General features: G+C 33.5%; 17 protein-coding genes and 2 tRNA genes. 9 read left to right on the top strand and 10 right to left on the bottom strand.

What is annotated here, in order from left to right; all coding sequences use genetic code 11:
• Positions 1-13: 13 nt before the first annotated feature.
• From BWZ22_RS07660 to BWZ22_RS07675, 4 genes are all read right to left on the bottom strand, one after another.
• Complete coding sequence (locus tag BWZ22_RS07660; protein ID WP_076699098.1) at positions 14-412, bottom strand: hypothetical protein; 399 nt, start codon at positions 410-412, stop codon at positions 14-16.
• 289 nt (positions 413-701) lie between these two features.
• Positions 702-2,804: a ferrous iron transport protein B gene (gene feoB / locus BWZ22_RS07665; RefSeq protein ID WP_076699100.1), complete on the bottom strand. Its 2,103-nt coding sequence runs from the start codon at positions 2,802-2,804 to the stop codon at positions 702-704.
• Positions 2,797-3,033: a FeoA family protein gene (locus BWZ22_RS07670; protein WP_076699102.1), complete on the bottom strand. Its 237-nt coding sequence runs from the start codon at positions 3,031-3,033 to the stop codon at positions 2,797-2,799. Before BWZ22_RS07670 ends, feoB begins: the two co-directional genes overlap by 8 nt.
• Positions 3,034-3,147: 114 nt before the next feature.
• Positions 3,148-3,819, bottom strand: coding sequence for an SCO family protein (locus BWZ22_RS07675; protein ID WP_076699103.1), 672 nt, complete (start codon positions 3,817-3,819; stop codon positions 3,148-3,150).
• A gap of 169 nt (positions 3,820-3,988) precedes the next feature.
• On the opposite strand from BWZ22_RS07675, the gene rseP reads away from it, so the two are divergent.
• From rseP to BWZ22_RS07695, 4 genes are all read left to right on the top strand, one after another.
• Positions 3,989-5,329 (top strand): RIP metalloprotease RseP, encoded by a 1,341-nt coding sequence (gene rseP, locus BWZ22_RS07680; RefSeq protein WP_076699105.1) that lies wholly within the window; start codon positions 3,989-3,991, stop codon positions 5,327-5,329.
• Between the two features lie 73 nt (positions 5,330-5,402).
• A tRNA-Asn gene (locus BWZ22_RS07685) sits at positions 5,403-5,476 on the top strand.
• 53 nt (positions 5,477-5,529) lie between these two features.
• Positions 5,530-5,601 (top strand) — tRNA-Arg (locus BWZ22_RS07690).
• Positions 5,602-5,762: 161 nt separating this feature from the next.
• Complete coding sequence (locus BWZ22_RS07695; RefSeq protein ID WP_076699107.1) at positions 5,763-6,161, top strand: RNA polymerase sigma factor; 399 nt, start codon at positions 5,763-5,765, stop codon at positions 6,159-6,161.
• Positions 6,162-6,165: 4 nt separating this feature from the next.
• Here the strand turns inward: BWZ22_RS07695 and BWZ22_RS07700 are convergent, their stop codons facing one another.
• The 4 genes from BWZ22_RS07700 to BWZ22_RS07715 all read right to left on the bottom strand — a co-directional run bounded on the left by BWZ22_RS07700 (position 6,166) and on the right by BWZ22_RS07715 (position 10,008).
• Positions 6,166-6,612, bottom strand: coding sequence for a LexA family transcriptional regulator (locus BWZ22_RS07700; protein WP_076699108.1), 447 nt, complete (start codon positions 6,610-6,612; stop codon positions 6,166-6,168).
• 106 nt (positions 6,613-6,718) lie between these two features.
• A complete protein-coding gene (locus tag BWZ22_RS07705; RefSeq protein WP_076699110.1) occupies positions 6,719-7,975 on the bottom strand; it encodes a Y-family DNA polymerase in 1,257 nt (418 codons plus the stop codon).
• Between the two features lie 46 nt (positions 7,976-8,021).
• A complete protein-coding gene (locus tag BWZ22_RS07710; RefSeq protein WP_076699111.1) occupies positions 8,022-8,468 on the bottom strand; it encodes a DUF3157 family protein in 447 nt (148 codons plus the stop codon).
• A 43-nt stretch (positions 8,469-8,511) separates the two neighbouring features.
• Positions 8,512-10,008, bottom strand: coding sequence for a PLP-dependent aminotransferase family protein (locus tag BWZ22_RS07715; protein WP_076699113.1), 1,497 nt, complete (start codon positions 10,006-10,008; stop codon positions 8,512-8,514).
• A gap of 75 nt (positions 10,009-10,083) precedes the next feature.
• On the opposite strand from BWZ22_RS07715, the gene BWZ22_RS07720 reads away from it, so the two are divergent.
• The 3 genes from BWZ22_RS07720 to BWZ22_RS07730 all read left to right on the top strand — a co-directional run bounded on the left by BWZ22_RS07720 (position 10,084) and on the right by BWZ22_RS07730 (position 13,384).
• Positions 10,084-11,904 (top strand): TonB-dependent siderophore receptor, encoded by a 1,821-nt coding sequence (locus tag BWZ22_RS07720; RefSeq protein ID WP_076699114.1) that lies wholly within the window; start codon positions 10,084-10,086, stop codon positions 11,902-11,904.
• Positions 11,905-11,971: 67 nt separating this feature from the next.
• On the top strand, positions 11,972-12,838 hold the full coding sequence (locus BWZ22_RS07725) for a cupin-like domain-containing protein (RefSeq protein ID WP_076699116.1): 867 nt from the start codon (positions 11,972-11,974) through the stop codon (positions 12,836-12,838).
• Between the two features lie 54 nt (positions 12,839-12,892).
• Complete coding sequence (locus tag BWZ22_RS07730; protein WP_076699117.1) at positions 12,893-13,384, top strand: DUF6646 family protein; 492 nt, start codon at positions 12,893-12,895, stop codon at positions 13,382-13,384.
• Between the two features lie 224 nt (positions 13,385-13,608).
• On the opposite strand, the gene BWZ22_RS07735 is transcribed toward BWZ22_RS07730, so the two are convergent.
• A complete protein-coding gene (locus BWZ22_RS07735) occupies positions 13,609-14,082 on the bottom strand; it encodes a regulatory protein RecX (protein ID WP_076699119.1) in 474 nt (157 codons plus the stop codon).
• Positions 14,083-14,161: 79 nt separating this feature from the next.
• Here BWZ22_RS07735 and BWZ22_RS07740 point away from each other — a divergent pair, with 79 nt between their 5' ends.
• Entirely contained in the window at positions 14,162-16,513 is a 2,352-nt protein-coding gene (locus BWZ22_RS07740) for a T9SS type A sorting domain-containing protein (RefSeq protein ID WP_076699121.1), read from the top strand.
• 207 nt (positions 16,514-16,720) lie between these two features.
• Positions 16,721-19,123: a hypothetical protein gene (locus BWZ22_RS07745; protein WP_076699122.1), complete on the top strand. Its 2,403-nt coding sequence runs from the start codon at positions 16,721-16,723 to the stop codon at positions 19,121-19,123.
• Positions 19,124-19,201: 78 nt separating this feature from the next.
• On the opposite strand, the gene BWZ22_RS07750 is transcribed toward BWZ22_RS07745, so the two are convergent.
• Complete coding sequence (locus BWZ22_RS07750; RefSeq protein ID WP_076699124.1) at positions 19,202-21,613, bottom strand: TonB-dependent receptor domain-containing protein; 2,412 nt, start codon at positions 21,611-21,613, stop codon at positions 19,202-19,204.
• Positions 21,614-21,615 lie beyond the last annotated feature (2 nt).

Consider the following 21,615-nt stretch of genomic DNA (forward strand, 5'->3'; position numbering starts at 1 on the left):
AATATGTATTGAATTATGCTTGCCTAGGCGGATGAAGTAACTCTTTATTGTTAAGAGAAGCGTATAGGTTTAAATAGTGAAAATTAGTTTTAGTGGTTTTGGTAACCTCTAAAGTATTGATGTGATATGAAGTTTGAAAGGGAATAAAGCCAATAAGTATAGAGCAGTGTCCCTGACATTGAAATGGTAACTGTTCATGGTCACTTTGTTCTTCTTGATGTTTGTTATTGTGTTCTAATTTTAGTTTACCATAATGTTTTGATAAGAACACAAAAAAGTTATCGCCATATTCTTGTTTATGATATTGAGCGTGTTCTAAAAACTCATCTATTTGCAAAAGATCTTCTGCTACTACATGAAAACTTTGCATGAGTATAAAACCAGATAGTAATATGCATATTAATTTGCTCACTAATACAAAGTTAGTGAATTTTAAGAAAGCAAAAATTGAAAACTTATTTAAAGTTAACTTGTTATTTACAAAATAGGGGGTAAAATTTATTTAAGTAAATATTTTGGTTTTCATTGGTTTAGTTGGTTGTTAAAAAGACGTATATAGGGTTAATGGCAACCGCAATTATTGTTGCCACCACAAGCTTTTTTAGATTTTGGTTTAGGCAAGATATATTTTTTAACTAAAAAAATAACTGCAATAGCCAAAACTGAAAAAACTAATATATTTTGAATAATGTTATTCATTTTTATTTTAAAAACTGAAATGCTATTAAAGCAGCAATATACGCAAAACCACTCATAAATACTAACTGAAGCATGGGCCATTTCCAACTATTGGTTTCTCGTTTTGCAATGGCTAAAGTACTCATGCATTGCATAGCAAAGGCATAAAAAAGTAAAAGCGAAATACCAGAGGCTAACGTAAATACTTTTGTGCCATCTGGATGAACTTCTGCGGCCATTTTGTTTTTAATGGTATCTTCATCTTCGCTATCATTGGCACTTCCAACACTGTAAATAGTTGCCAGTGTACCAACAAAAACTTCGCGCGCTGCAAAAGAGGTCACTAAACCAATGCCAATTTTCCAATCGTATCCTAACGGACGTATTACAGGTTCTATAGATTTACCTATAATACCAATATAGCTGTGTTCTAATTTATGAGCTGCTATTTTGTCTTCTAGTTCTTTTTCAGATGCCTGAGTATATTCAGTTTTAATAATTTCTTCGGCATTATTAAAATTTTCTCCAGGACCATATGAAGCTAACACCCATAAAATAATAGAAATAGCTAGTATTATTTTACCAGCTTCTAATACAAAAGCTTTTGTTTTTTCTATAACAGTTAGTGCTACATTTTTAAACAACGGAATTTTATAACTTGGCATTTCTATAACAAAATACGTTTTACTTTTAATTTTAAGTATTTTGTTTAAAATATAAGCCGATACAATAGCTGTTAAAAAGCCAATAACATAAAGCGCCATTAAGGTGAGTGCTTTATAGCCCATACCTAAAAAGGTACCTTCTGGAATTACTAGCGCAATAATTATAACGTAAACAGGTAATCTTGCAGAACACGTGGTAAATGGAGTAACAAGAATTGTAATAAGGCGTTCTTTCCAATTCTCAATATTTCTGGCAGCCATAATAGCAGGAACAGCACAAGCATTACCCGAAATTAGAGGTACTACACTTTTTCCGCTTAAGCCAAAACGACGCATTATTTTATCCATTAAAAACACTACGCGGCTCATATAACCGCTTTCTTCAAGCAATGCTATAAATAGGAATAGAAATGCAATAGGAGGGATAAATACCATAATACCACCAATACCAGCAATAATACCTTCTGATAATAAGTTTGTAAAAACTCCTGGGGGTAATGTGTTTTTAACCCAATTAGCTAAGGATGCAAACCCTTCATCTATTAAATCGGTTGGGTACGTTGCCCAATCGTAAACGGCTTGAAACATTAAAAATAGAATAACTAAAAAGATGATGTAACCCCAAAATTTATGAGTTAAAATTCTATCTAATTTAATGCGTAAGTCGCTTGCATTTGCTAGGTCTATTGTAAGTCCTTTTTTTAGAACATTATTTATAAACTGGTAGCGTTTTATGGTTTCTTTTTGTTGTAAACGTTTTAAATCTGCGTTACTTTTTGTTTTAAAATCGTTTATATCATTAAAGTCGTTGCGTTCAATTTTACCAAAATTTACATCTTGGGTAATAACTAGCCAAAGTTTGTAAAGTGATTGGTTAGGAAATGTTTTTTTTAAATTTTCAAAATAATTTTTATCAATACTGCTAATATCTAAACAGGGTTTGGTATTTAGCGTATTGTAATTAGTAATGAGCTCTTTTAATTTATCTATACCTTCATTTTTACGAGTACTAACAACGGCAATTTTGGTGTTTAGTAGTTCTTCAAGGTGCTCAACATTTAAAGAAATACCTTTTCTAGACATTCTATCGGCCATATTAATTACCAATAGTGTGGGTATTTCTAAATCTTTTATTTGAGTAAATAAAAGTAAATTACGTTTAAGATTTTCAACATCTGTTACCAATACCGCTACATCTGGGAAATCTTTACCATTTTTGTTTAAAAGCAACTCAATTACTACGCTCTCATCTAATGATGATGCATTTAAACTGTATGTTCCGGGTAAATCTAGAATGTGTGCTTTAAGGTTGCGTGTTAGTTTGCAAACGCCTTCTTTTTTATCAACAGTAATACCAGGGTAATTACCAACTTTTTGATTTAAGCCTGTAAGAGCATTAAATACAGAGGTCTTTCCTGTATTGGGGTTCCCAATTAGAGCTACATTTATTTGCTTACTCATTCGCTACTTTTTCAATTAAAATATGAATAGCAGTTTCCTTTCTAATGGCTAGGTGAGATCCATTGATGTTTAAATACATAGGATCTGCAAAAGGAGCTACTTGAACAAGCTCTACAGTATTACCTGGTAAACACCCCATTTCAAGTAGTTTTAACGGTATGTGAATAGACGAAACATCTGTAATTATACCGCGTTCGCCTTTTTTAAGATTTGCAATAGTCTCCTTCAAGCTTATTTAGATTGATTTTAAAGAAGCAAAAATAGTGTAAACTTTATTAGTTTAAAAGTTAAAGTGTAAATATTTGGGTACTCCCATTGGTTTAGCTTTATCCAAGTTGTGCATTTATTTATACTCTTCTTTTAAAATAGCAATATCTTTAAGTAAACGTTTAATGTCTTCTTTATTAGTGCCATCGTAAAACCCTCTTATTTGTCGTTTTTTGTCAATAAGCATAAAGTTTTCGGTATGCACCATATCAAATGGTCCGCCATCGCCTTGGTCTTTAACTGCTAAATAACTTTTTCTTGCTAACTTATATATTTGTTTTTTATCACCTGTAACTAAATTCCATTTAGAATCAATAACCCCTTTTTTTATGGCATAACGTTTTAGTTGAGCCACCGTGTCAATTTCTGGAGTTACAGAATGAGATAAAAGCATTACATCATCATCATTTATTATTTCTTTTTGAATATCTGCCATGTTTTTTGTCATGATAGGACAAATGGTTTGGCAGGTAGTAAAAAAGAAATCGGCTACGTAGATTTTGTTTTCGTAGTCTTTTTGCGTAATTATTTTTCCGTTTTGGTTAATAAGCGAAAAATCGGCTATTTTATGGTACTTCTTTTTGTATTGAATAGTGCTATCAACCAATTCTGTACTTACCATAGCGGGTTGATAGATAGGAAGTGGTTTATAAACATTTAGTGTGTTATAAATTACAGCAATAATAATTGCCGAAATTACAGCAAATACAATAGCAAATTTTTTGTATTCTTTAAAAAATGAAAGCATTTTATACGGGAAATAAATTTTGGTAAAAGTACAATGAAATTTGAATTTTTTAAATTATACAGATGCTTAAATTAGTGTTAAATAGGTGTACAATGCATAAATGTCTTTTTATACTTGGTTTAAAAGTTTACTTTTGTGCGGTTACGAAAAAAAAATTGATTGAAGACCTATGGAGTTTGTTATAAAAATATCTCAATTTTTATTGAGTTTATCACTACTAATTGTTTTACATGAGTTAGGGCATTTTATACCTGCCAAAGCTTTTAAAACCAGAGTAGAAAAGTTTTATTTATTTTTTGATGTTAAATTTTCACTATTTAAAAAGAAAATAGGTGAAACTGTTTATGGTATAGGTTGGTTGCCTTTAGGAGGCTATGTAAAAATAGCTGGTATGATAGATGAAAGTATGGACACCGAGCAAATGGCTAAACCTGCACAACCATGGGAGTTTCGTTCTAAACCTGCATGGCAACGTTTAATTATTATGTTAGGCGGAGTTACTGTTAATTTTGTGTTGGCTTTAATTATTTACATTTTTGCTTCATTCTTTTATGGAGATACTGATATTTCTGCATCAAGTATAAAAGATGGTTATTATATAGAAAACCCGTTGCTTACAGATTTAGGTTTTAAAACAGGAGATAAAATTATAGCAGTTGGAGATTATAAAGTAGAAAATTATTCTGATATAAAGACAAAGTTTATTGGAGCTAAGTCAATTACATTTTTAAGAGATGGTATAGAGAAAACCATTGAATTGCCAGAAGATTTTTTAGGTCAGTTATCAACAAGTAAAGATAGGAGCCTTTTTGAAATAAGAATGCCTTTTATTTTTGGTAAGGTTACAGACTCATCATTAAACAAAGGGGTTGATTTAAAAGAAGGTGATATTATTCAAGGAATTAACGGAAAAAAGATTAAATATTTTGATCAGTTTAAATCTGCTTTAGATTCACTAAAAGGACAAACTGTTACGGTTGATGTTTTAAGAGGCGATGAAAATATTAAGAGAACCTTAAAAGTTGATCAATATGGTAAGTTTGGAATCATTCCTACGGGATCATATAACAAATTTGAAGAACTGGGTTATTTATCAATAACTAGAAAAGAGTATTCTTTTGGAGAAAGCTTTGGTGTAGGGTATAATAAGTTTATACGTCAAATTACCTCATATTGGGATCAATTGGGCTTAATTTTTAGTCCAAGTACAGGAGCTTACAAAGGTGTGGGCGGATTTAAAGCTATTTTTGATATTTTTCCAAATACATGGAGTTGGGAAGCCTTTTGGGGAATTACAGCTTTTTTATCTATTATGCTAGGAGTTTTAAATTTATTGCCAATACCAGCGTTAGATGGTGGCCATGTTATGTTTTTACTATATGAAATGGTGTCTGGTAGAAAGCCAGGAGACAAGTTTATGGAGTATGCACAAATGGTTGGTTTCTTTATTTTAATAGCTTTAGTATTATTTGCAAACGGTAATGATATTTATAAAGCAATTTTTGGATAAATTTTTTTAAAAATTGTATTGTAGTAAATAAAAATATATATATATTTGCGCTCGCAAAAGCGAAACATAACCTTCCTCAGTAGCTCAGTTGGTTAGAGCATCTGACTGTTAATCAGAGGGTCGCTGGTTCGAGCCCAGCCTGAGGAGCGATAAAGACTTTACAGCAATGTAAGGTCTTTTTTGTTTTAAGAAGATGGAAGGGCTCCATAGTTCAAGGGATAGAACAAGAGTTTCCTAAACTTTAGATCCAGGTTCGAGTCCTGGTGGAGTCACTTTTTTAGATATAAAACAGCTTATTTTACTTATAGAGTATCCATAGGACATCCATAGGATATCTATAGGGTTACTATAGGGTTGACCCGTCCTAAAATAGCTATACAAGTTAATAAATAAATCCTGATATAATTATACAACTCTTTTTCTTAATCCTAAAATGCCTGTACAAGATGTTTTTATTAAATTATGGCATAGAAGAAAAAGGTTAACGGTAAAAAAGTCATTAAAAAGTTACCTTTTTAGAGCCGCTTATAATACGCTTATGGATAACTATAGAAAGCAACAAAGGCATGATGAAATGCTTTCTTCATATTATCACACCGCAGTAATGAGAGCTGTAGAAACAGATTCTACAATAAAAAACGAGAGGTTATCTAAGATAAAGGGGTGTATAGAGCTGTTACCAGAAAAATGCAAACAAGTTTTTGTAGAGAGTAAAATTTCTGGTTTAAAGCGTGCTCAAGTTGCCGAAAAATTAAACATTACTATAAAAACTGTTGAGGGACATATTACCAGAGCTTATGCGTTACTAAAAACTTGTTTAGAAACGCAGTAGTTTTTTACACTTTCTTAATTACATTAGTTACAATACCCCAAATAATAAATTCATTTTCTGGTGTTACTTTAATAATAGGGTAGTTTGGGTTTTCTGGTTGTAGCCAAACTTCATCTTTATCTACTCTTAGGCGTTTTACGGTAAATTCGCCATCTAAAAAGCAAACGGCTATTTTATTGTTTTCGGGTTCTAAACTTCGGTCTATTACCAATAAATCATTGTCGTCTAATCCTGCGTTTATCATAGATTGCCCACTTACACGTGCAAAAAAGGTAGCTTCTTTATTTTTTATAAGTTCTTTGTCTAGTGATAAGCGTTGTTCTTTAAAATCTTCGGCAGGAGATGGGAATCCTGCTGAAATTCCGGCATCAACAAATAAAGCGCCTAAAGTGTCATCATGAGAGTCTTCGGGAGTGAAGAAGGTTAATTTTTCAGATTTATGTAATATCATTTTTTCTAGTGTTTTTTGCGTTAGGGATTGAACGGTTTGTTTGAGCTCCTTGTAGAGAGCGAGTAGTGAAAGCCCGACCCTTGTGGTAACGCCATAAAGATACTAATTATTTTACTACAATAATGTCTTTAATATTGGTGGTGTATCTTGGCGAAAGGCGTTCTTGACGCATTTTCCAGGTGCGTTTTAAATCTTGATTGGCTAGTTTTATTTTATAGTCGCCATATTTAGTGTTTAAATTATCAATAGATTTCATTAGGGGTTGGTGTTTTGGGTCTTCTCTTTCAAACATATTAAGTTGAAAATTATTGGTTGGTACTAAACCAGATACTATAACTCCTGCTTTTTTATATTTTATGTCTTTTTTAAAGATGGAAGTTACGGCTTTTACGGCTTCAGCGCTAATAATGAGCGATGAATTGGTGGGGTAGGGTAAGTTTATTACAGCGCTACCACGGTGTTGTTTATCATCTTTTTTATGCCTGTTGCTACTTAGTGTTACGTATATAACATAGCAGCTAGAGCCTTGTTTGCGTAGTTTTTCTGCACAATTTGTGGCAAAGGTAGCAATGCGTTCTTTTATATAGTTTAAATCATCATACGAAAAATCAAAACTGCGTGTGGTGGCAATGGCACGTTTGTTTTTTACTTCGTCTAGTTCTAATTGGGGTATGCCTTCTAATTCTTTTTTTAGTTTAAAACCTGTAGAGCCAAAGTTTTTGCGAACCCACGCATCGGGTAGGTTAACAAAGTCTATAGCTTTTTTACAGCCTTTATGTTTTAATTGTTTTTGTAGGCTTTTGCCAATGCCCCAAACGTCTTCTAATTTAATCCATTGTAATGCTTTTAGGCGTTTTTCTTGAGAGTCTATAACATAAACGCCCCCAGTTTTTTCAGGAAATTTACGCGCTATTTTATTGGCTACTTTACTTAAAGATTTTGTGGGAGCTATACCAACACATGTGGGAATACCGGTCCATTTTAAAATACGTTTTCGTATTTGGTGTCCGTAGTTGTTAAAATGAACATATTTAAAGCCTTTAAAGGCTACAAAAGCTTCGTCTATGCTATACACTTCTACATCTGGAGAGAACTGTTCTAATATTTTCATAACCCTGTTACTCATATCGCCATAGAGTGGGTAATTAGAAGAAAACACAGTAATGTTGTTTGCTTTACAGAAGTTATCCCATTTAAAAATAGGGGCTCCCATAGGCAAGCCTAAAGCTTTGGCTTCATCACTTCGTGAGATAACACACCCATCGTTATTACTAAGAATAGCAATTGGTTTTCCTTGTAAATTAGGGTTAAAAACACGTTCGCAAGAAGCATAGAAATTATTACAATCTACTAGCGCAAACATAGGATGTAAAGATACAAGAAAATGCTACTGAAAGGTATGTGAAAATTTAAAAAACCTCTATTTTTTTTGCAATATTATACCCAACACGTTTGTAAGTTACCACAGTACCGTTGGCACAAAATTTATAGGTTCCTGTTTTTTTAATTTCTTTAGCGTAGAGTAGTATAACATCTTCTACGGCACAATCATAATCGTTAGCTACTTTTTGTTTAATGTGCTTTATGGTGGCGCGTCCTTTTTTTAATTGATTTTGAATTTTTTGGTTTAATTTAGGCTCTGTAAAATCTGGTTGTACGTGGCAGGTATTGTCTTTTGTTTCTGTAATTTTTGTTTTTGGGGTATGGTCTTTAGGGGCTACTAAATCAATGTATTCCCAAGTAAAGTCGGCTTTAAGTAAAACGCGACGACCATCTTCGGTTTTAACAATGTGGTTGTTTTGAGAGAAGGTAGATATCGTTATAAAAAAAAGAAAAATACAAGCTAAATATTTCATGGAAATTAAAATAAGGTTTAGCTCAAAAGTACAACTTTATTTTTCATTCTTGTTTTTTAAGTTCATTATAAGCCTCTCTTAATTTTCCAACAACAGTCTTAATTTCTATTTCGTTTAAATGCCCAAAACCAAAACGGATGGCACAGGTATCTTTATCTTGGTATAAGATGGTTTTAGGAATAAACACCCCTTTTTTTTCGGCAGCTTCGGCAAATTTTACTAATGAAATTTTAGGTTTAAATTGTAGCCACATGGCTAAACCACCGTTAGGAATTTCAAAAGATATTTCATCTTTAAAATATGCTGAAAGGTATTTGCACAAACAATTGCGTCGTTGTTTATATACTACGATGTTTTTTTTCATGAGGCGATAAATTTCACCTTCATAAATTAATTCTGAAAGCATTTGTTGTTGTATAATATCGCCTTGTACATCAAGTAATTGTAAATAGTTTTTGGCTTCTAAAATTAAATTTTCGGGTGCTACAACAAATCCGGTTTGAAAGCTGGGGAATAAGGATTGTCCCATTTTCCCCAAGTAAATAACCATACCATTAACATCGGCACTGGCTAGGGGTAACATGGCAGAACCTTCAAACTGGAAATCGAAATCGTAATCATCTTCAATAATGGCAAATTGGTAAGTTTTTGCTAGTTCTAATAATTCTAATCGGCGTTCTGCACTTAAAATGTTAGTAGTTGGGTAATGCCTATTAGCACATACATACACACAACGGATGCTTCCTTTAATAAAATGCTTTTTAATGTATGAGACATCTAATCCGTGAGCGTCTACAGGAATGGTTCTAATAGTGGCTCCGGCTTGCTGAAAAATCATATTAGAGGCATAATGGCTTAATTGCCCTACTAAAACCACATCATTGGGTTTAATAAGTAATTGCGATACAATGTATAAACTCATTTCGGTACTGCGTGTACTTATTAAGTTATTGGGTTTTATATGAAATCCTCTGGTGGCGTTTAAATAATTACAAATTTGGGTTTCAAAAGTAGATTGAGAATAGGTGGTTTGATTCCATTTAGAAATTAACGATTTTCGTTTCATCACAGCACTGTACCATCTAGAAAATTGGTGTACTGGGTGCAACCTTAAATCGGGTTTCCCATCGTTAATACTGTATTTGGCGTTGGTTTCTTCAAATGTTGAAGCTAAATGAAAGGCTGGTTGAAAAGGAAAGCCTGTGGTTTTAGAATAGTCATATACCCTTTCAATGTGTTGGGTACTGGCTTTAATGGGAGCTGTAGGTTGTTCGGGTTCTAAAACAAAAGTGCCTTTGTTAGGAATAATTTCTACCCAACCTTGTGAAGCCAACTCGTCGTACACCGCAACCGCCGTGTTACGGTGAATGTTTAATATTTTACTAAAGGTACGCGTACCTGGTAAAACCGTTCCTTTAGAAAGATACCCACGTTGAATAGCATTAATAATTTGTTGTGCAATTTGAATATATACCGGATTGGTACCTGATTTCTCAAATTGAATTAATTGTTCTAAAAGGGTTATAACCGGACTATTCATTGTTTTTAAACTGGACTATTTTACTCGTCCGGAAAGTTACGACTTTTGCAGCGTATTAAAAATGTAACCAGTGTTATGAAAAAAAATCTTGTTTTATCAATCTTTTTAATGTCTTGTTTTTTAGGTGTTTCGCAAGAAAAACCACAAAAGCAAAATTTAGATACCGTAGTTATTGCTTCAACCAGAATAGATTTACCTTTTAAGGAAAACTCAAGAACCATTAATATTATTTCTTCTGAAGCTATTAAAAACAGTGCTGCTACCAATATTGCCGATTTATTACAGCAAGTAGCGGGAGTAGATATAAGACGACGCGGAACTGCTGGCGGACAAGCCGATTTATATATTAGAGGTGGTGGTTTTGATCAAACTTTACTTTTAATTGACGGTATTAAAATGGATGATGCACAAACGGGGCATCATACCATGAATGCTGCTTTACCTATTGAAGTTATAGAGCGTATTGAAATCATTAAAGGACCTGCCGCCCGTGTGTTTGGGCAAAATGCTTTTACAGGTGCTATTAATATTATCACTAAAAAAGATTTAAAGGATGGTGTTTCTGTTAAAGCTGAAGCGGGTTCTTTTGGGCAGCTAAATGGCGGTGTTACTATTGGTGCAGATTTAGAAAACTCATCGCACCTTGTACATATTGAAAAAGTAACTTCTGAAGGGTACCGATACAATTCAGACTACGATAATAGTAGCTACTTTATAAAAAGTATTTTTAATAAAAAGAAACAAGCTATAGAAATGATTACATCGTTTCAAGATAGAAAGTTAGGCGCTAATGGGTTTTATGCCAGTGCCAGTGCAATAGATCAATATGTAGCAACACAAAACAGTTTAATTGGTTTTTCTACAGCATTTAAAACCGAAAAATTAACCCTTAAACCCAAAGTGTATTGGAGACGAAACCAAGGCGAGTTTTTATATGTAAGAAGTAATCCTACTGGCTATAGAAACTTACATATTTCAAATAAAATTGGCGCAGAACTTAACGGAAGCTATTCCTCTAAAGCAGGTATTACCGGGTTTGGTGTAGATGTCTCTAAAATTTTTCTTGAAAGTAACAATCTAGGAAGTAGAAATAGATTTATGACAACACTATTTTTAGAACACAGATTCAAAGCTTTTAACGACAAGTTAGATGTTACCCCTGGAGTTGCTGTTACGTATTTTTCAGATTTCGATTTTTATGCGTTTCCTGGTTTAGATATAGGTTACAAAATAACCGATGCCTTAAAAGTTTACGGAAATATAGGCTATACTTACAGAGTGCCTACCTATACAGATTTATTTTACACCAGTCCTGATACCGCTGGAAATCCTGATTTGGAAGTTGAAGAAGCTTTTGCTCAAGAAATAGGAATTAAATATTTTTCACCAAGATTTTCGGGTTCTGTAGCCGTTTATAATAGAGATGCTCAAAATTTAATAGATTATATTCGTCCTAATACTACAGAAACCGTTTATACAGCTACTAATATTACCGATGTAAATACAAAAGGTTTAGAGCTTGAAGCTGCTTATCATTTTAAATTAAACACTTTTAATCAAACATTAGCTGTTGGGTATAATTTTTTAGAAGACGATATTTTAAATCAGAATAAAGAGTTATCGCGTTACTCGTTAAACACCTTAAAGCATCATTTTACAACACGTTTAAGTACGCAATTGTTTAAAAACGTAAGTCAGAATATTATTTATAAATATGCCGAAAGAACTGTAGGAACCACTTATAACGTTTGGGATGCTTCTGTAGCAGTTAATATTAAACCACTAGAATTAACTATTACAGCCAGTAATATTTTTGATGCCGACTATATAGAAACTGGTTTTGTGCCTATGCCACCAAGTAACGTCTTGTTTGGGTTACGCTATAGTTTTAAATAGTGCGGGTTAAAAATTTGTTAATAATTGGCAACGTTTTCTTAACTTTGGGTTATCTAATTTTTCCAAATTGAAACTGAATCTGCAGGACATTCCTCGGGTAAAAACTATTACTAAAGAGGAGTTTATAGAAAACTATTTTAAACCTCAAAAACCAGTGGTTATTGAGCGTTTTATTGAAGATTGGCCAGCATACCATAAATGGAGTTTAGACTATATTAAATCTATTGCTGGTGATATTACAGTGCCATTGTATGATGACAGACCCGTAGATTATAAAGACGGGTTTAATGAGCCCCATGCTAAAATGAAAATGGCCGATTATATAGATTTGTTAAAACGCGAACCTACAAAATACCGCATTTTTCTGTGGAATATTTTAAAAGAAGTGCCGCAACTACAAAACGATTTTAGCTTTCCAGATGTTGGTTTAAGACTCATGAAAGGTATTCCTATGTTGTTTTTTGGTGGCGAAGACTCGCATACCTTTATGCATTATGACATAGATTTAGCCAACATTTTTCATTTTCATTTTGAAGGTAAAAAGCAATGTATATTGTTCGATCAAAGTCAAACCGAATATCTTTATAAAATACCCCACTCTTTAATAACCAGAGAAGACATAGATTTTAAAAACCCCGATTTAGAAAAATGGCCAGCACTTAAACACGCCAAAGGCTATGTTACCTACCTAAATCATGGCGAAACCCTATACATGCCAGAAGGTTATTGGCATTATATGCGGTATATAACGCCTGGGTTTTCAATGAGTTTACGTGCCATTGCTAGAAATCCTAAAAACTTTAGTAAAGCGCTATATAATATTTTAATTATGCGCCATTTTGATAATGCTATGCGCCGTATAAAAGGCCAAAAATGGATTGATTGGAAAAACCAAAAAGCCATTGTTAAAACCCATAAACAATTAAATATTTAAGGTTTTATTTACAAAACTTGTAATATATTTGCGCTCCTAAAATTAAAACATATCATGAAAAAGATTTTATTATTACTAACATTATTTAGTGTATCATTAATTAACGCACAAGCATTTTTTGGTAAAGGCGATGACAAATTTCAAGTAGGTGCCAACTTGCAAGATAACGCCACAGGAATTAACGTAGCATACGATTTTGGTATGGGCGATAACATATCTTTAGGATTTTCATCAACCTACGCATTGGGTGTAGATGAAGCTTTAGATGCTAGCTTTGGAGACCGTTTTGATATTAAAGCCCGTTTTAATGCTAACTTAGGTAGCGTAGTTAATATTGATGAAAACTTTGATATTTACCCAGGCTTACACGTAGGCCTTAAAAACTTTGGGGGTCACTTAGGAATGCGTTACTTTTTCTCAGATGGGTTTGGTTTATATACAGAATTTAACACCCCTTTTGCTAAGTATAATACAGATACTTTAACACCCGAAGAAAAATTACACAACCAGTTTACGGTAAGTATTGGGGCTGTTTTTGGGTTGTAAGGCTTTTTAAATAACATAACGTTTTGTTGGGTTGAGCTTGTGGAAGTTTAGTTTGGATATGTCAATTTCGACAAGCTCAATTTGACAAGCTTAGGTTTGGAAGGATTGGTTTTGGATATGTCAATTTCGACAAGCTCAATTTGACAAGATTAGGTTTGGAAGGATTGGTTTTGGATGTGTCAATTTCGACAGGCTTAATTTAACAGAATCAATTTGATAAAGGGTTACTCGGTAAGTTCTTTGGCCTTTTGGTAAACCAAATCACTTTCCCAACCTCTATATAGCAGATAGTCTATTATTTTCTTTCTTTTTTTAAACTTATTAGGTTCTTTAATTGAACGCGCTTTTTTTTCGGCTAAATCATTAAAAACCTCGATGTACTCCGTGTCCGATATTTCTGCAAGTGCTTGATTTATATTAACTTTGCTGATGTCTTTTTGCTTCAATTCGTAAGCTAAACGGCGTCGGCCCCAAGCCTTAATTTTAAACTTACCGCTTACAAATGTTTTGGCAAAACGTGCTTCGTTTAAGAAGTTATGCTCTAATAGGTGTACTATAATAACATCTATAGCTTCGGGTATCATATGCATACTCTCTAGCTTTTGCCTAACTTCTTTATGGCAACGTTCTTGGTACGCGCAATAATGCTCTAGTTTTTTAGTAGCTTCTTGTACCGTATATGTTTTTTTGGTTTGCATGGTGTAGCCAAAAATAACAATAGCATTTATAATAAAATATTAAAAAGATACCCAAAACTAAAAAAAACTACTTACTAGCATGAAAAACATTACGTATTTAATAGCATTCCTACTTACTTTTAATTGGGGGTTTGGGCAAGAAATAGCCTCTTTTAGCTCTGCTCAAAATAGTGGCTGTAGTGGTACTATAGCAAGTGATGCAAATATTACAACGACAGGTATCTGCAGAGGTTCAGGGATTGTTGAAAACACAGGAGCAACCTATAATTCACGACAGTGGACGACATCTGGAAGTATTGATGCTAATGATTATTTAGAATGGACATTGACTCCTAATTCAGGTTATTCTATTGATTTAACCACTATGGATATTACTTATGATAGGAGTGGTAATGGTCCAAGAATGGTTGATATACAAGTTGATACAGGTTCAGGTTTTGTGTCTGTGTTTACAGATAGTACAGTGCTTGATGTTGCAGGAGGAGAAGATAACAATGGTATTGACCTATCATCAATTACAGGAATTACAGGAACAATTACATTTAGGCTTTACGCATTTAATGCTTCTACTGCAGGAGGAACATTTGATATTGAAGAAAATACTGCAACAAATAAAGGTATTATTATAAACGGTTCTGTAAATACAATACCATGTTCTGGAAGCACCACAACTTGGGATGGAAGTAGCTGGGATAATGGAACACCAAATTTAACCACCGAAGCTGTACTTAATGCAGACTATAATACCACTGATGAAGTAAGTTTTAGTGCCTGTAGTTTAACGGTTAATAGTGGCGCTATTTTAAATATTGCAGACAATGATTATGTTGAAGTACATAATGATTTAACAGTAAACACGGGCGGTGAAATAATTGTACAGCCTTATGGAGCGTTTATTCAAAATAACGATTTAGGAGCTGTAAACAATAGTGGTCATATTGAAGTAGACAAAAATACGGCCATCTTAAATAATTGGTATGAATATACGTATTGGAGTTCGCCAGTTAGAAATACTACAGTAGAAGATGCTTTATCAGAATCTGAAGTCAGTAGAAGATTTATATTTAATGCCAGTGAATTTAATGATGCCTTAGCAGAAACTAATAATAATAATACATATCTCCCAGGACAAGATGGTATTGATGATGAAGGTAACGATTGGCAGTGGGTAAGCGGTACTACGCCTATGACTCCAGGAGTAGGATATGCTGCTACACATTCTGAAATAGGATATATTTCACCTTCTAATTACAAATATACATTTGTAGGCGATTTTAATAATGGCGAAATAAGTGTGCCTGTAAGTAGAAATGATGTAACATCAGCAGATAAAAACTGGAATTTTATAGGGAATCCATATCCTTCGGCTATAAGTATTTCTGCTTTTTTAGCGCAGAATATGTATCCTGTGGGTCCGTTAGAAGGGGTTGTTCACTTTTGGTCTCAAAACACCAATTATTCTGCTACAGCCAATGGTAATCAAGCCCTAAATTTTGATACTAATGATTATGCTTATTATAATGGGATGGGAGGAACCCAAGGAGGGGATGGCACTATCCCAAACGGGTTTATTCCATCAGGGCAAGGGTTTTTTATTTCTTTTTCTGATAGTCATCCTTCAAGTTCTGGAACAGTAGTGTTTAACAATGCTATGAGAAGTTTAAGTTTATTACCAGACAACAGTCAATTTTTTAAAAATACCACTAAAACTAAAAAAGAAGTTTCCGAAGCTAATAAACTATGGGTTAATTTAACTTCAGATAATGGGGTGTTTAATCAAATATTAATTGGTTATGTTGATGGTGCTACTAATGGTTATGATGGTTCTTACTATGATGCCGATAAAATTGTTGCGCCTACAGCTTATGCTGCGTTGTATTCTAGTATTGAAGATTCAGACAAAAAATTTGTGATTCAAGGTAAAGCTGCCAGCAGTTTAAATGAAGAAGAAACCATAGCATTAGGCTTTAAAACTAATATTGATGTGCCTACATTATACACGATGTCTTTAGCAGACATACAAGGCGACTTTTTAAGTGGTAGTCCGGTATATCTTAAAGACAATTTACTAAATAAAGTGCATGATTTATCGGTTTCAGATTATACGTTTACCTCAGAAGTTGGCGAGTTTAATGAACGTTTTGTTATAGGGTTTAGCAATAGCACTTTATCTACAGACACCGCACTTACTGAGGCAAGTAGTTTAAAAATTGTGGCTTTAGATAATGATTATGTTCAGTTTAGTACGTCTAATGATTTACAAATAAAATCGGTTGCTATTTACGATATTTTAGGAAGAGTGCTTTATAATTTTAAAGGTAGTAACAGTTCTGAAACCTATAAGTTATCTAATTTAAAAAGCCCTGTTTTTCTTGCTAAGGTAGAACTTTCAAACGGAGCTATAATTAGTAAAAAGGCGGTTAAGAAGTAGATAGTATATATTTTTTATAGCGTATTTTATGTATTAAGAGCTTATTGCAACAAGGTGTTCTGTAAAAAAAAACATAAAAAATTATTCTTTTTCTTTTAACTTGTTGTACATTCAAAACAAATAAGCATTCTTATTTAATTATGATTTTGTCTTAATCATTCTCTCCAAAGTCATAATGTCTCTCATCCGAATTAAAAAAATGACATTATGAAAAAACGCATTTTATGTAACGTATTGGTTTTTCTGTTATTCTTTTTTATAGGAGCATTGGGTTTTAGTCAAAGTATTTTTACTAATTCCATAACAGGTGCCAACCCAAGTGCATCCAATCCATACACAACAGGTCAAGTAGTTAATAGTAATATAACCGTTACGGGTATTGGAAGAGGCTCAGGAATTACAGAAGAAAACACAAATGATAGGTATAGTGCAAGTTCATGGGCGCAATTAGGAATAAATTCTAATGATTACTTTGAGTTTACAATCACCCCTAATACAAATTATAAAATAGATTTTACAAGTTTTGAATTTACTTTACAAAGTAGTGCTATTACTGGTCCAACAAGCTATGTTGTGAGAAGTAGTTTAGATGCGTTCACATCAAATTTAATAGGGAGTTTATCACTTATTTCATTAGGAGGGACAAATACTAGTACGGTTGATTTATCATCGGTAACATATCAAAATATAACAGCTCCAATAACTTTTAGAATTTATGCATGGGGAGGAACTTTAGGTCTTGGTATTTTAAGTGTTAACAGTTTTACTTTTAATGGTACAGTATCTAGATTAAGCACAACATGGATTGCAGGTTCTTGGACAAGCGGAATTCCTACAATAGGTATAGATGCTATAATAGCAGATGATTATAATACAAGTGTTGGGGGAGCTCAAGGAAGTTTTAGCGCTCATAGTTTAACAGTTAATAATGGAGAAACATTAACAGTTGCTAATAATACGTTTATTGAAGTAGAAAATGATGTGGTTGTAGATGGAGGAACAATAGCTGTGGAAACTCATGGTGCTTTTGTTCAAAATGGTACAGGTGGTTCTGAAGGTATTTTTTCAATTATAAACTCAGGAAATGCCTATGTTAATAAAACAACAAAACCTTATAGTGATTATGGGTTACATTATGTTTATTGGGGGACTCCGGTAAAAAATGCCAATATAACAACTGTTTTTCCAACTCCTGATGGAAATAGAAGATATGAGTTTAATGCTTCGGCTTTCTTAGACCAACATACCGTGGGAACCACTAACGGAATACCAGATGATATTGATGATGATGCAAACGATTGGGTTATTGTTTCAGGAACAATGACTCCTGGTCATGGCTATGCGGTAACAGCGTCTGCACCGCCTCCAACCCCATTTCCTTTTCCTTATATCGATAATGCACAATTTTCGGGAGAATTTAACACAGGAGATATTAATGTTACTGTATATAGAAATGATGATGAAACAAATGATAGTAATTGGAATTTATTAGGGAATCCATATCCATCGGCCATAAGTACAGATGAATTTTTTGCTGTAAATGGATATAATAGTTCTACAAATCCTACGGGAGCTATAGCGAATATTATTTATTTGTGGACTCATAATAGTGAAGCAAGTCAAGCTAATCCAGGAAATGAAGGTTATAATTTTAGTCAAGATGATTATGCTATGATTAATTTATCTGGTAGTAATTCAGCAGCCATTAGTGGAGGTGATATGCCTAATGATTACATTCCTTCGGGTCAAGGTTTTTTTGTTGAAATGTCAGATGATGTAACTCCAACCGGTGGTGCAGATCCTATTTTTTCAGCAACAGTTACTTTTAATAATGATATGCGAAGAGCAGATGGAACTAGTAATTCTCAGTTCTTTAAAAATTCAGTTAAAAAAAGTAATAAGCGTATAGATAAACAAAGGTTATGGGTGAATTTAACCTCAGATAATGGGGTGTTTAACCAAATACTTATTGCTTATGTTGATGGAGCAACTAATCAAGATGATGGGGTGTCTTACGATGCTAGAAGAATTAATAATGGAAATGCCAGTATTCTTTATTCAATTATAGAGGGGTCTGACAAAAAATTTGCCATTCAAGGTAAAGCTGCCAGCAGTTTAAATGAAGAAGAAACCATAGCATTAGGCTTTAAAACTAATATTGATGTGCCTACATTATACACGATGTCTTTAGCAGACATACAAGGCGACTTTTTAAGTGGTAGCCCGGTATATCTTAAAGACAATTTACTAAATAAAGTGCATGATTTATCGGTTTCAGATTATACGTTTACCTCAGAAGTTGGCGAGTTTAATGAGCGTTTTGTTATAGGGTTTAGCAATAGCACTTTATCTACAGACACTGCACTTACTGAGGCAGGTAGTTTAAAAATTGTGGCTTTAGATAGTGATTATGTTCAGTTTAGTACGTCTAATGATTTACAAATAAAATCGGTTGCTATTTACGATCTTTTAGGAAGAGCGCTTTACAATTTTAAAGGTAGTAACAGTTCTGAAACCTATAAGTTATCTAATTTAAAAAGCCCTGTTTTTCTTGCTAAGGTAGAACTTTCAAACGGAGCAGTAATAAGTAAAAAGGCGGTTAAGAAGTAGTTTTTTGTTGCGTTGATACAGGACTAGGCAAACTTTCTAACAAAATAAACAGATTGCTTCACTACGTTCGCAATCACGTTATAAACTATATTTTAAAGCTATAATAAAGTTTCTGCCAGGTGCTGCAATGCCAGATGAATAGGTTTTATAGCGTTGGTCTGTAATGTTTTCTAAACTAGCAGTAAGTATAGTACTTTGTGTTAGTTGGTATTGGGTTCTTAGATTGAAGGTGTACCATGACGGGCTATATGGATTACCGTTTGCATTGAGTGCGTAAATGTAATCTTTTTCTATTTCAGAAGGTGCTAATTGGTTAAATGATAATTCGCCATTGTAATTGGCAAACAAATCAATTTTAAAATCGTTTCCATCCCATACTAAATGGGTATTACCAAAACTAGGAGCTACATGTCTTACAGGTACTTCAATACCTTCATCTTCTTCGGTTCCGCCAATAACACTGTATTGCGAGCTTAGGGTTACATGATTGCTAATAGCCATTTTTATACCAGCTTCAAAACCATAAATCCAAGCTTTAGAGGCATTTTGAATGGCTTGTACATTACTTAGCTCGCCATCATACATAATCTCACTTTCGCCATTTAGGGTGTAATCTCGTCTTACCAAGGCGTTGTCTAAATAAGTGTAATAGGTGCTTACATCTAACACTAGTTTTTTATTAAAGTCTAGTTTTAGTCCTAATTCGCCACCATAGGCATATTCTGGTTTTAAGTTATCATTTGGTACAACAACAGAACCAGGTTCAGAGTCAAATACTTTACCAATATCATCAATATTAGGTGCTCTAAACGCCGATGAAGCATTTAATTTCCATTGAATGGTTTTGTTAGGAGACCAACTTATACCTGCTGTTCCTGTTAAGGCACTAGCATTGTTTTTTGAGGTGTTAAAAGGCAGGTTTAGGTACACGTTATTTTCTTCAAAATTGGCTTTAGACAAGATGTGATTAAACCTTAAACCCGATTGTAATACAAATTTAGAATTAGGTTTATATTTTATACTTGAATAAACCGCTGCCGATTGCCAACTAGCACCATTAGGATATCTTGAAACGGTTGGAGCTACTGTATTGGTAGTGATGTTTTCTTCGGTACCGTTAGACATTACTTTGTTATACACGTATTCTAAGCCATAAAAAAATTGTGTTTTTGGGCTTACTGTTTTTTCTAAATCGAGGTTAAAGGAGTAGGCATCTACGGCTTCTTTTCTAACATTTCTTGTATCTGATTGAAAATCGCGGTCTTTTCTACTTTCTTTAAAGTTTTGATAGGCAAGTGTGGCTTTAATTTTATCGTATAAATTAGAACGACTGCTTAGTTTGGTGATTTGCAGATTAGACATAAACCATTGTTGCGGACCGTAGTTCCACTCGGCAGAACGCAGGGTGCCATTTTTATATCTAATTAACCTATCATACCTAGGAATATCTGAGGTTGTGGTGTAATGTAAACCTAAATCAAAACTTAAATTTTGATACGGTTGAAACTTAACTTTTTGCATGAGATTAAGCTGGTTATAGCCCGAGTATTTTTGAATTAAATTATTACTGTTTTCAATAATTTCATCGCCAGCACTAGTTGTTAAAACAAATTCTGGTCTTAAATAATCATCGGGTCCGTGACTCCCCATTTTTAAATCATCAAATTCTGTATAGCTAGCATTGGTAGCAAAAGCCCATTTGCGGTAGCCTAAATTAAAATCAAAATGTCCTGTTTTTTCATTGCTAGCAGTGGCGTATCTTAAAATAGCATTAGATTGAAAGTGTAACGAATCGTTTTTAGAAAGCTGTGGTTTTTGGGTGTAAAAACTCATAACGCCCCCAATAGCATCGCTACCATAAATTACAGCACCTGCGCCTAAAGTGACTTCGGTATTTTGAACTGAAAACGGATCAATGCTAATTACGTTGTGTAAATTGCCACCTCTAAATATGGCATTATTCATTCTTACTCCATCTACGGTAATAAGTAGGCGATTTGTAGAAAATCCGCGTATCATGGGGCTACCACCACCTAATTGACTTTTTTGAATGTAAACTTGCCCTGTTGTTTCTAATAAATCGGCACTGGTTTGTGGGTTTGAAAACTGAATGTTTTGAGTATTAACACTTACAATTTTTTGAGGAATATCTCTTTTACTTTGCTCAAATTTTGAAGCAGAAATTACAATCTCCTCTAAGCCTTGTGTATTAGATTCTAATAGTACCGTTTTGGTACTACCCAATTGTTGTTTGGTAAGTTTTTTTAATATGTGAGATAAGTGTTTAAAGTAAATATACTCGGTATCTGAGAACTCGCTAATATCTGCTTCTCCTCTAAAATTAGTGATGGTGCTTTTAGATTTATCTACGTTGTAAATGGCAACACCAAAAATGGGTTCTTTAGTATTGTTATTTATAACTTTAATATTTTGAGCTTGTGTATTTAAAAAAGCTATTAAAAAGAGAGAAAGCGTGTAAAAAAACTTCATGT

Source organism: Seonamhaeicola sp. S2-3, from assembly GCF_001971785.1.
Classification (GTDB): domain Bacteria; phylum Bacteroidota; class Bacteroidia; order Flavobacteriales; family Flavobacteriaceae; genus Seonamhaeicola.

Coding starts and splice junctions, on each gene's coding strand:
- BWZ22_RS07705 (WP_076699110.1), bottom strand. CDS start 7,975: ATGTTTGCGCTAGTAGATTGTAATAATTTCTATGCTTCTTGCGAACGT.
- BWZ22_RS07675 (WP_076699103.1), bottom strand. CDS start 3,819: ATGCTTTCATTTTTTAAAGAATACAAAAAATTTGCTATTGTATTTGCT.
- BWZ22_RS07745 (WP_076699122.1), top strand. CDS start 16,721: ATGAAAAAACGCATTTTATGTAACGTATTGGTTTTTCTGTTATTCTTT.
- BWZ22_RS07720 (WP_076699114.1), top strand. CDS start 10,084: ATGAAAAAAAATCTTGTTTTATCAATCTTTTTAATGTCTTGTTTTTTA.
- BWZ22_RS07735 (WP_076699119.1), bottom strand. CDS start 14,082: ATGCAAACCAAAAAAACATATACGGTACAAGAAGCTACTAAAAAACTA.
- BWZ22_RS07700 (WP_076699108.1), bottom strand. CDS start 6,612: ATGATATTACATAAATCTGAAAAATTAACCTTCTTCACTCCCGAAGAC.
- BWZ22_RS07740 (WP_076699121.1), top strand. CDS start 14,162: ATGAAAAACATTACGTATTTAATAGCATTCCTACTTACTTTTAATTGG.
- BWZ22_RS07750 (WP_076699124.1), bottom strand. CDS start 21,613: ATGAAGTTTTTTTACACGCTTTCTCTCTTTTTAATAGCTTTTTTAAAT.
- rseP (WP_076699105.1), top strand. CDS start 3,989: ATGGAGTTTGTTATAAAAATATCTCAATTTTTATTGAGTTTATCACTA.
- BWZ22_RS07710 (WP_076699111.1), bottom strand. CDS start 8,468: ATGAAATATTTAGCTTGTATTTTTCTTTTTTTTATAACGATATCTACC.
- BWZ22_RS07715 (WP_076699113.1), bottom strand. CDS start 10,008: ATGAATAGTCCGGTTATAACCCTTTTAGAACAATTAATTCAATTTGAG.
- BWZ22_RS07695 (WP_076699107.1), top strand. CDS start 5,763: ATGCCTGTACAAGATGTTTTTATTAAATTATGGCATAGAAGAAAAAGG.
- feoB (WP_076699100.1), bottom strand. CDS start 2,804: ATGAGTAAGCAAATAAATGTAGCTCTAATTGGGAACCCCAATACAGGA.
- BWZ22_RS07730 (WP_076699117.1), top strand. CDS start 12,893: ATGAAAAAGATTTTATTATTACTAACATTATTTAGTGTATCATTAATT.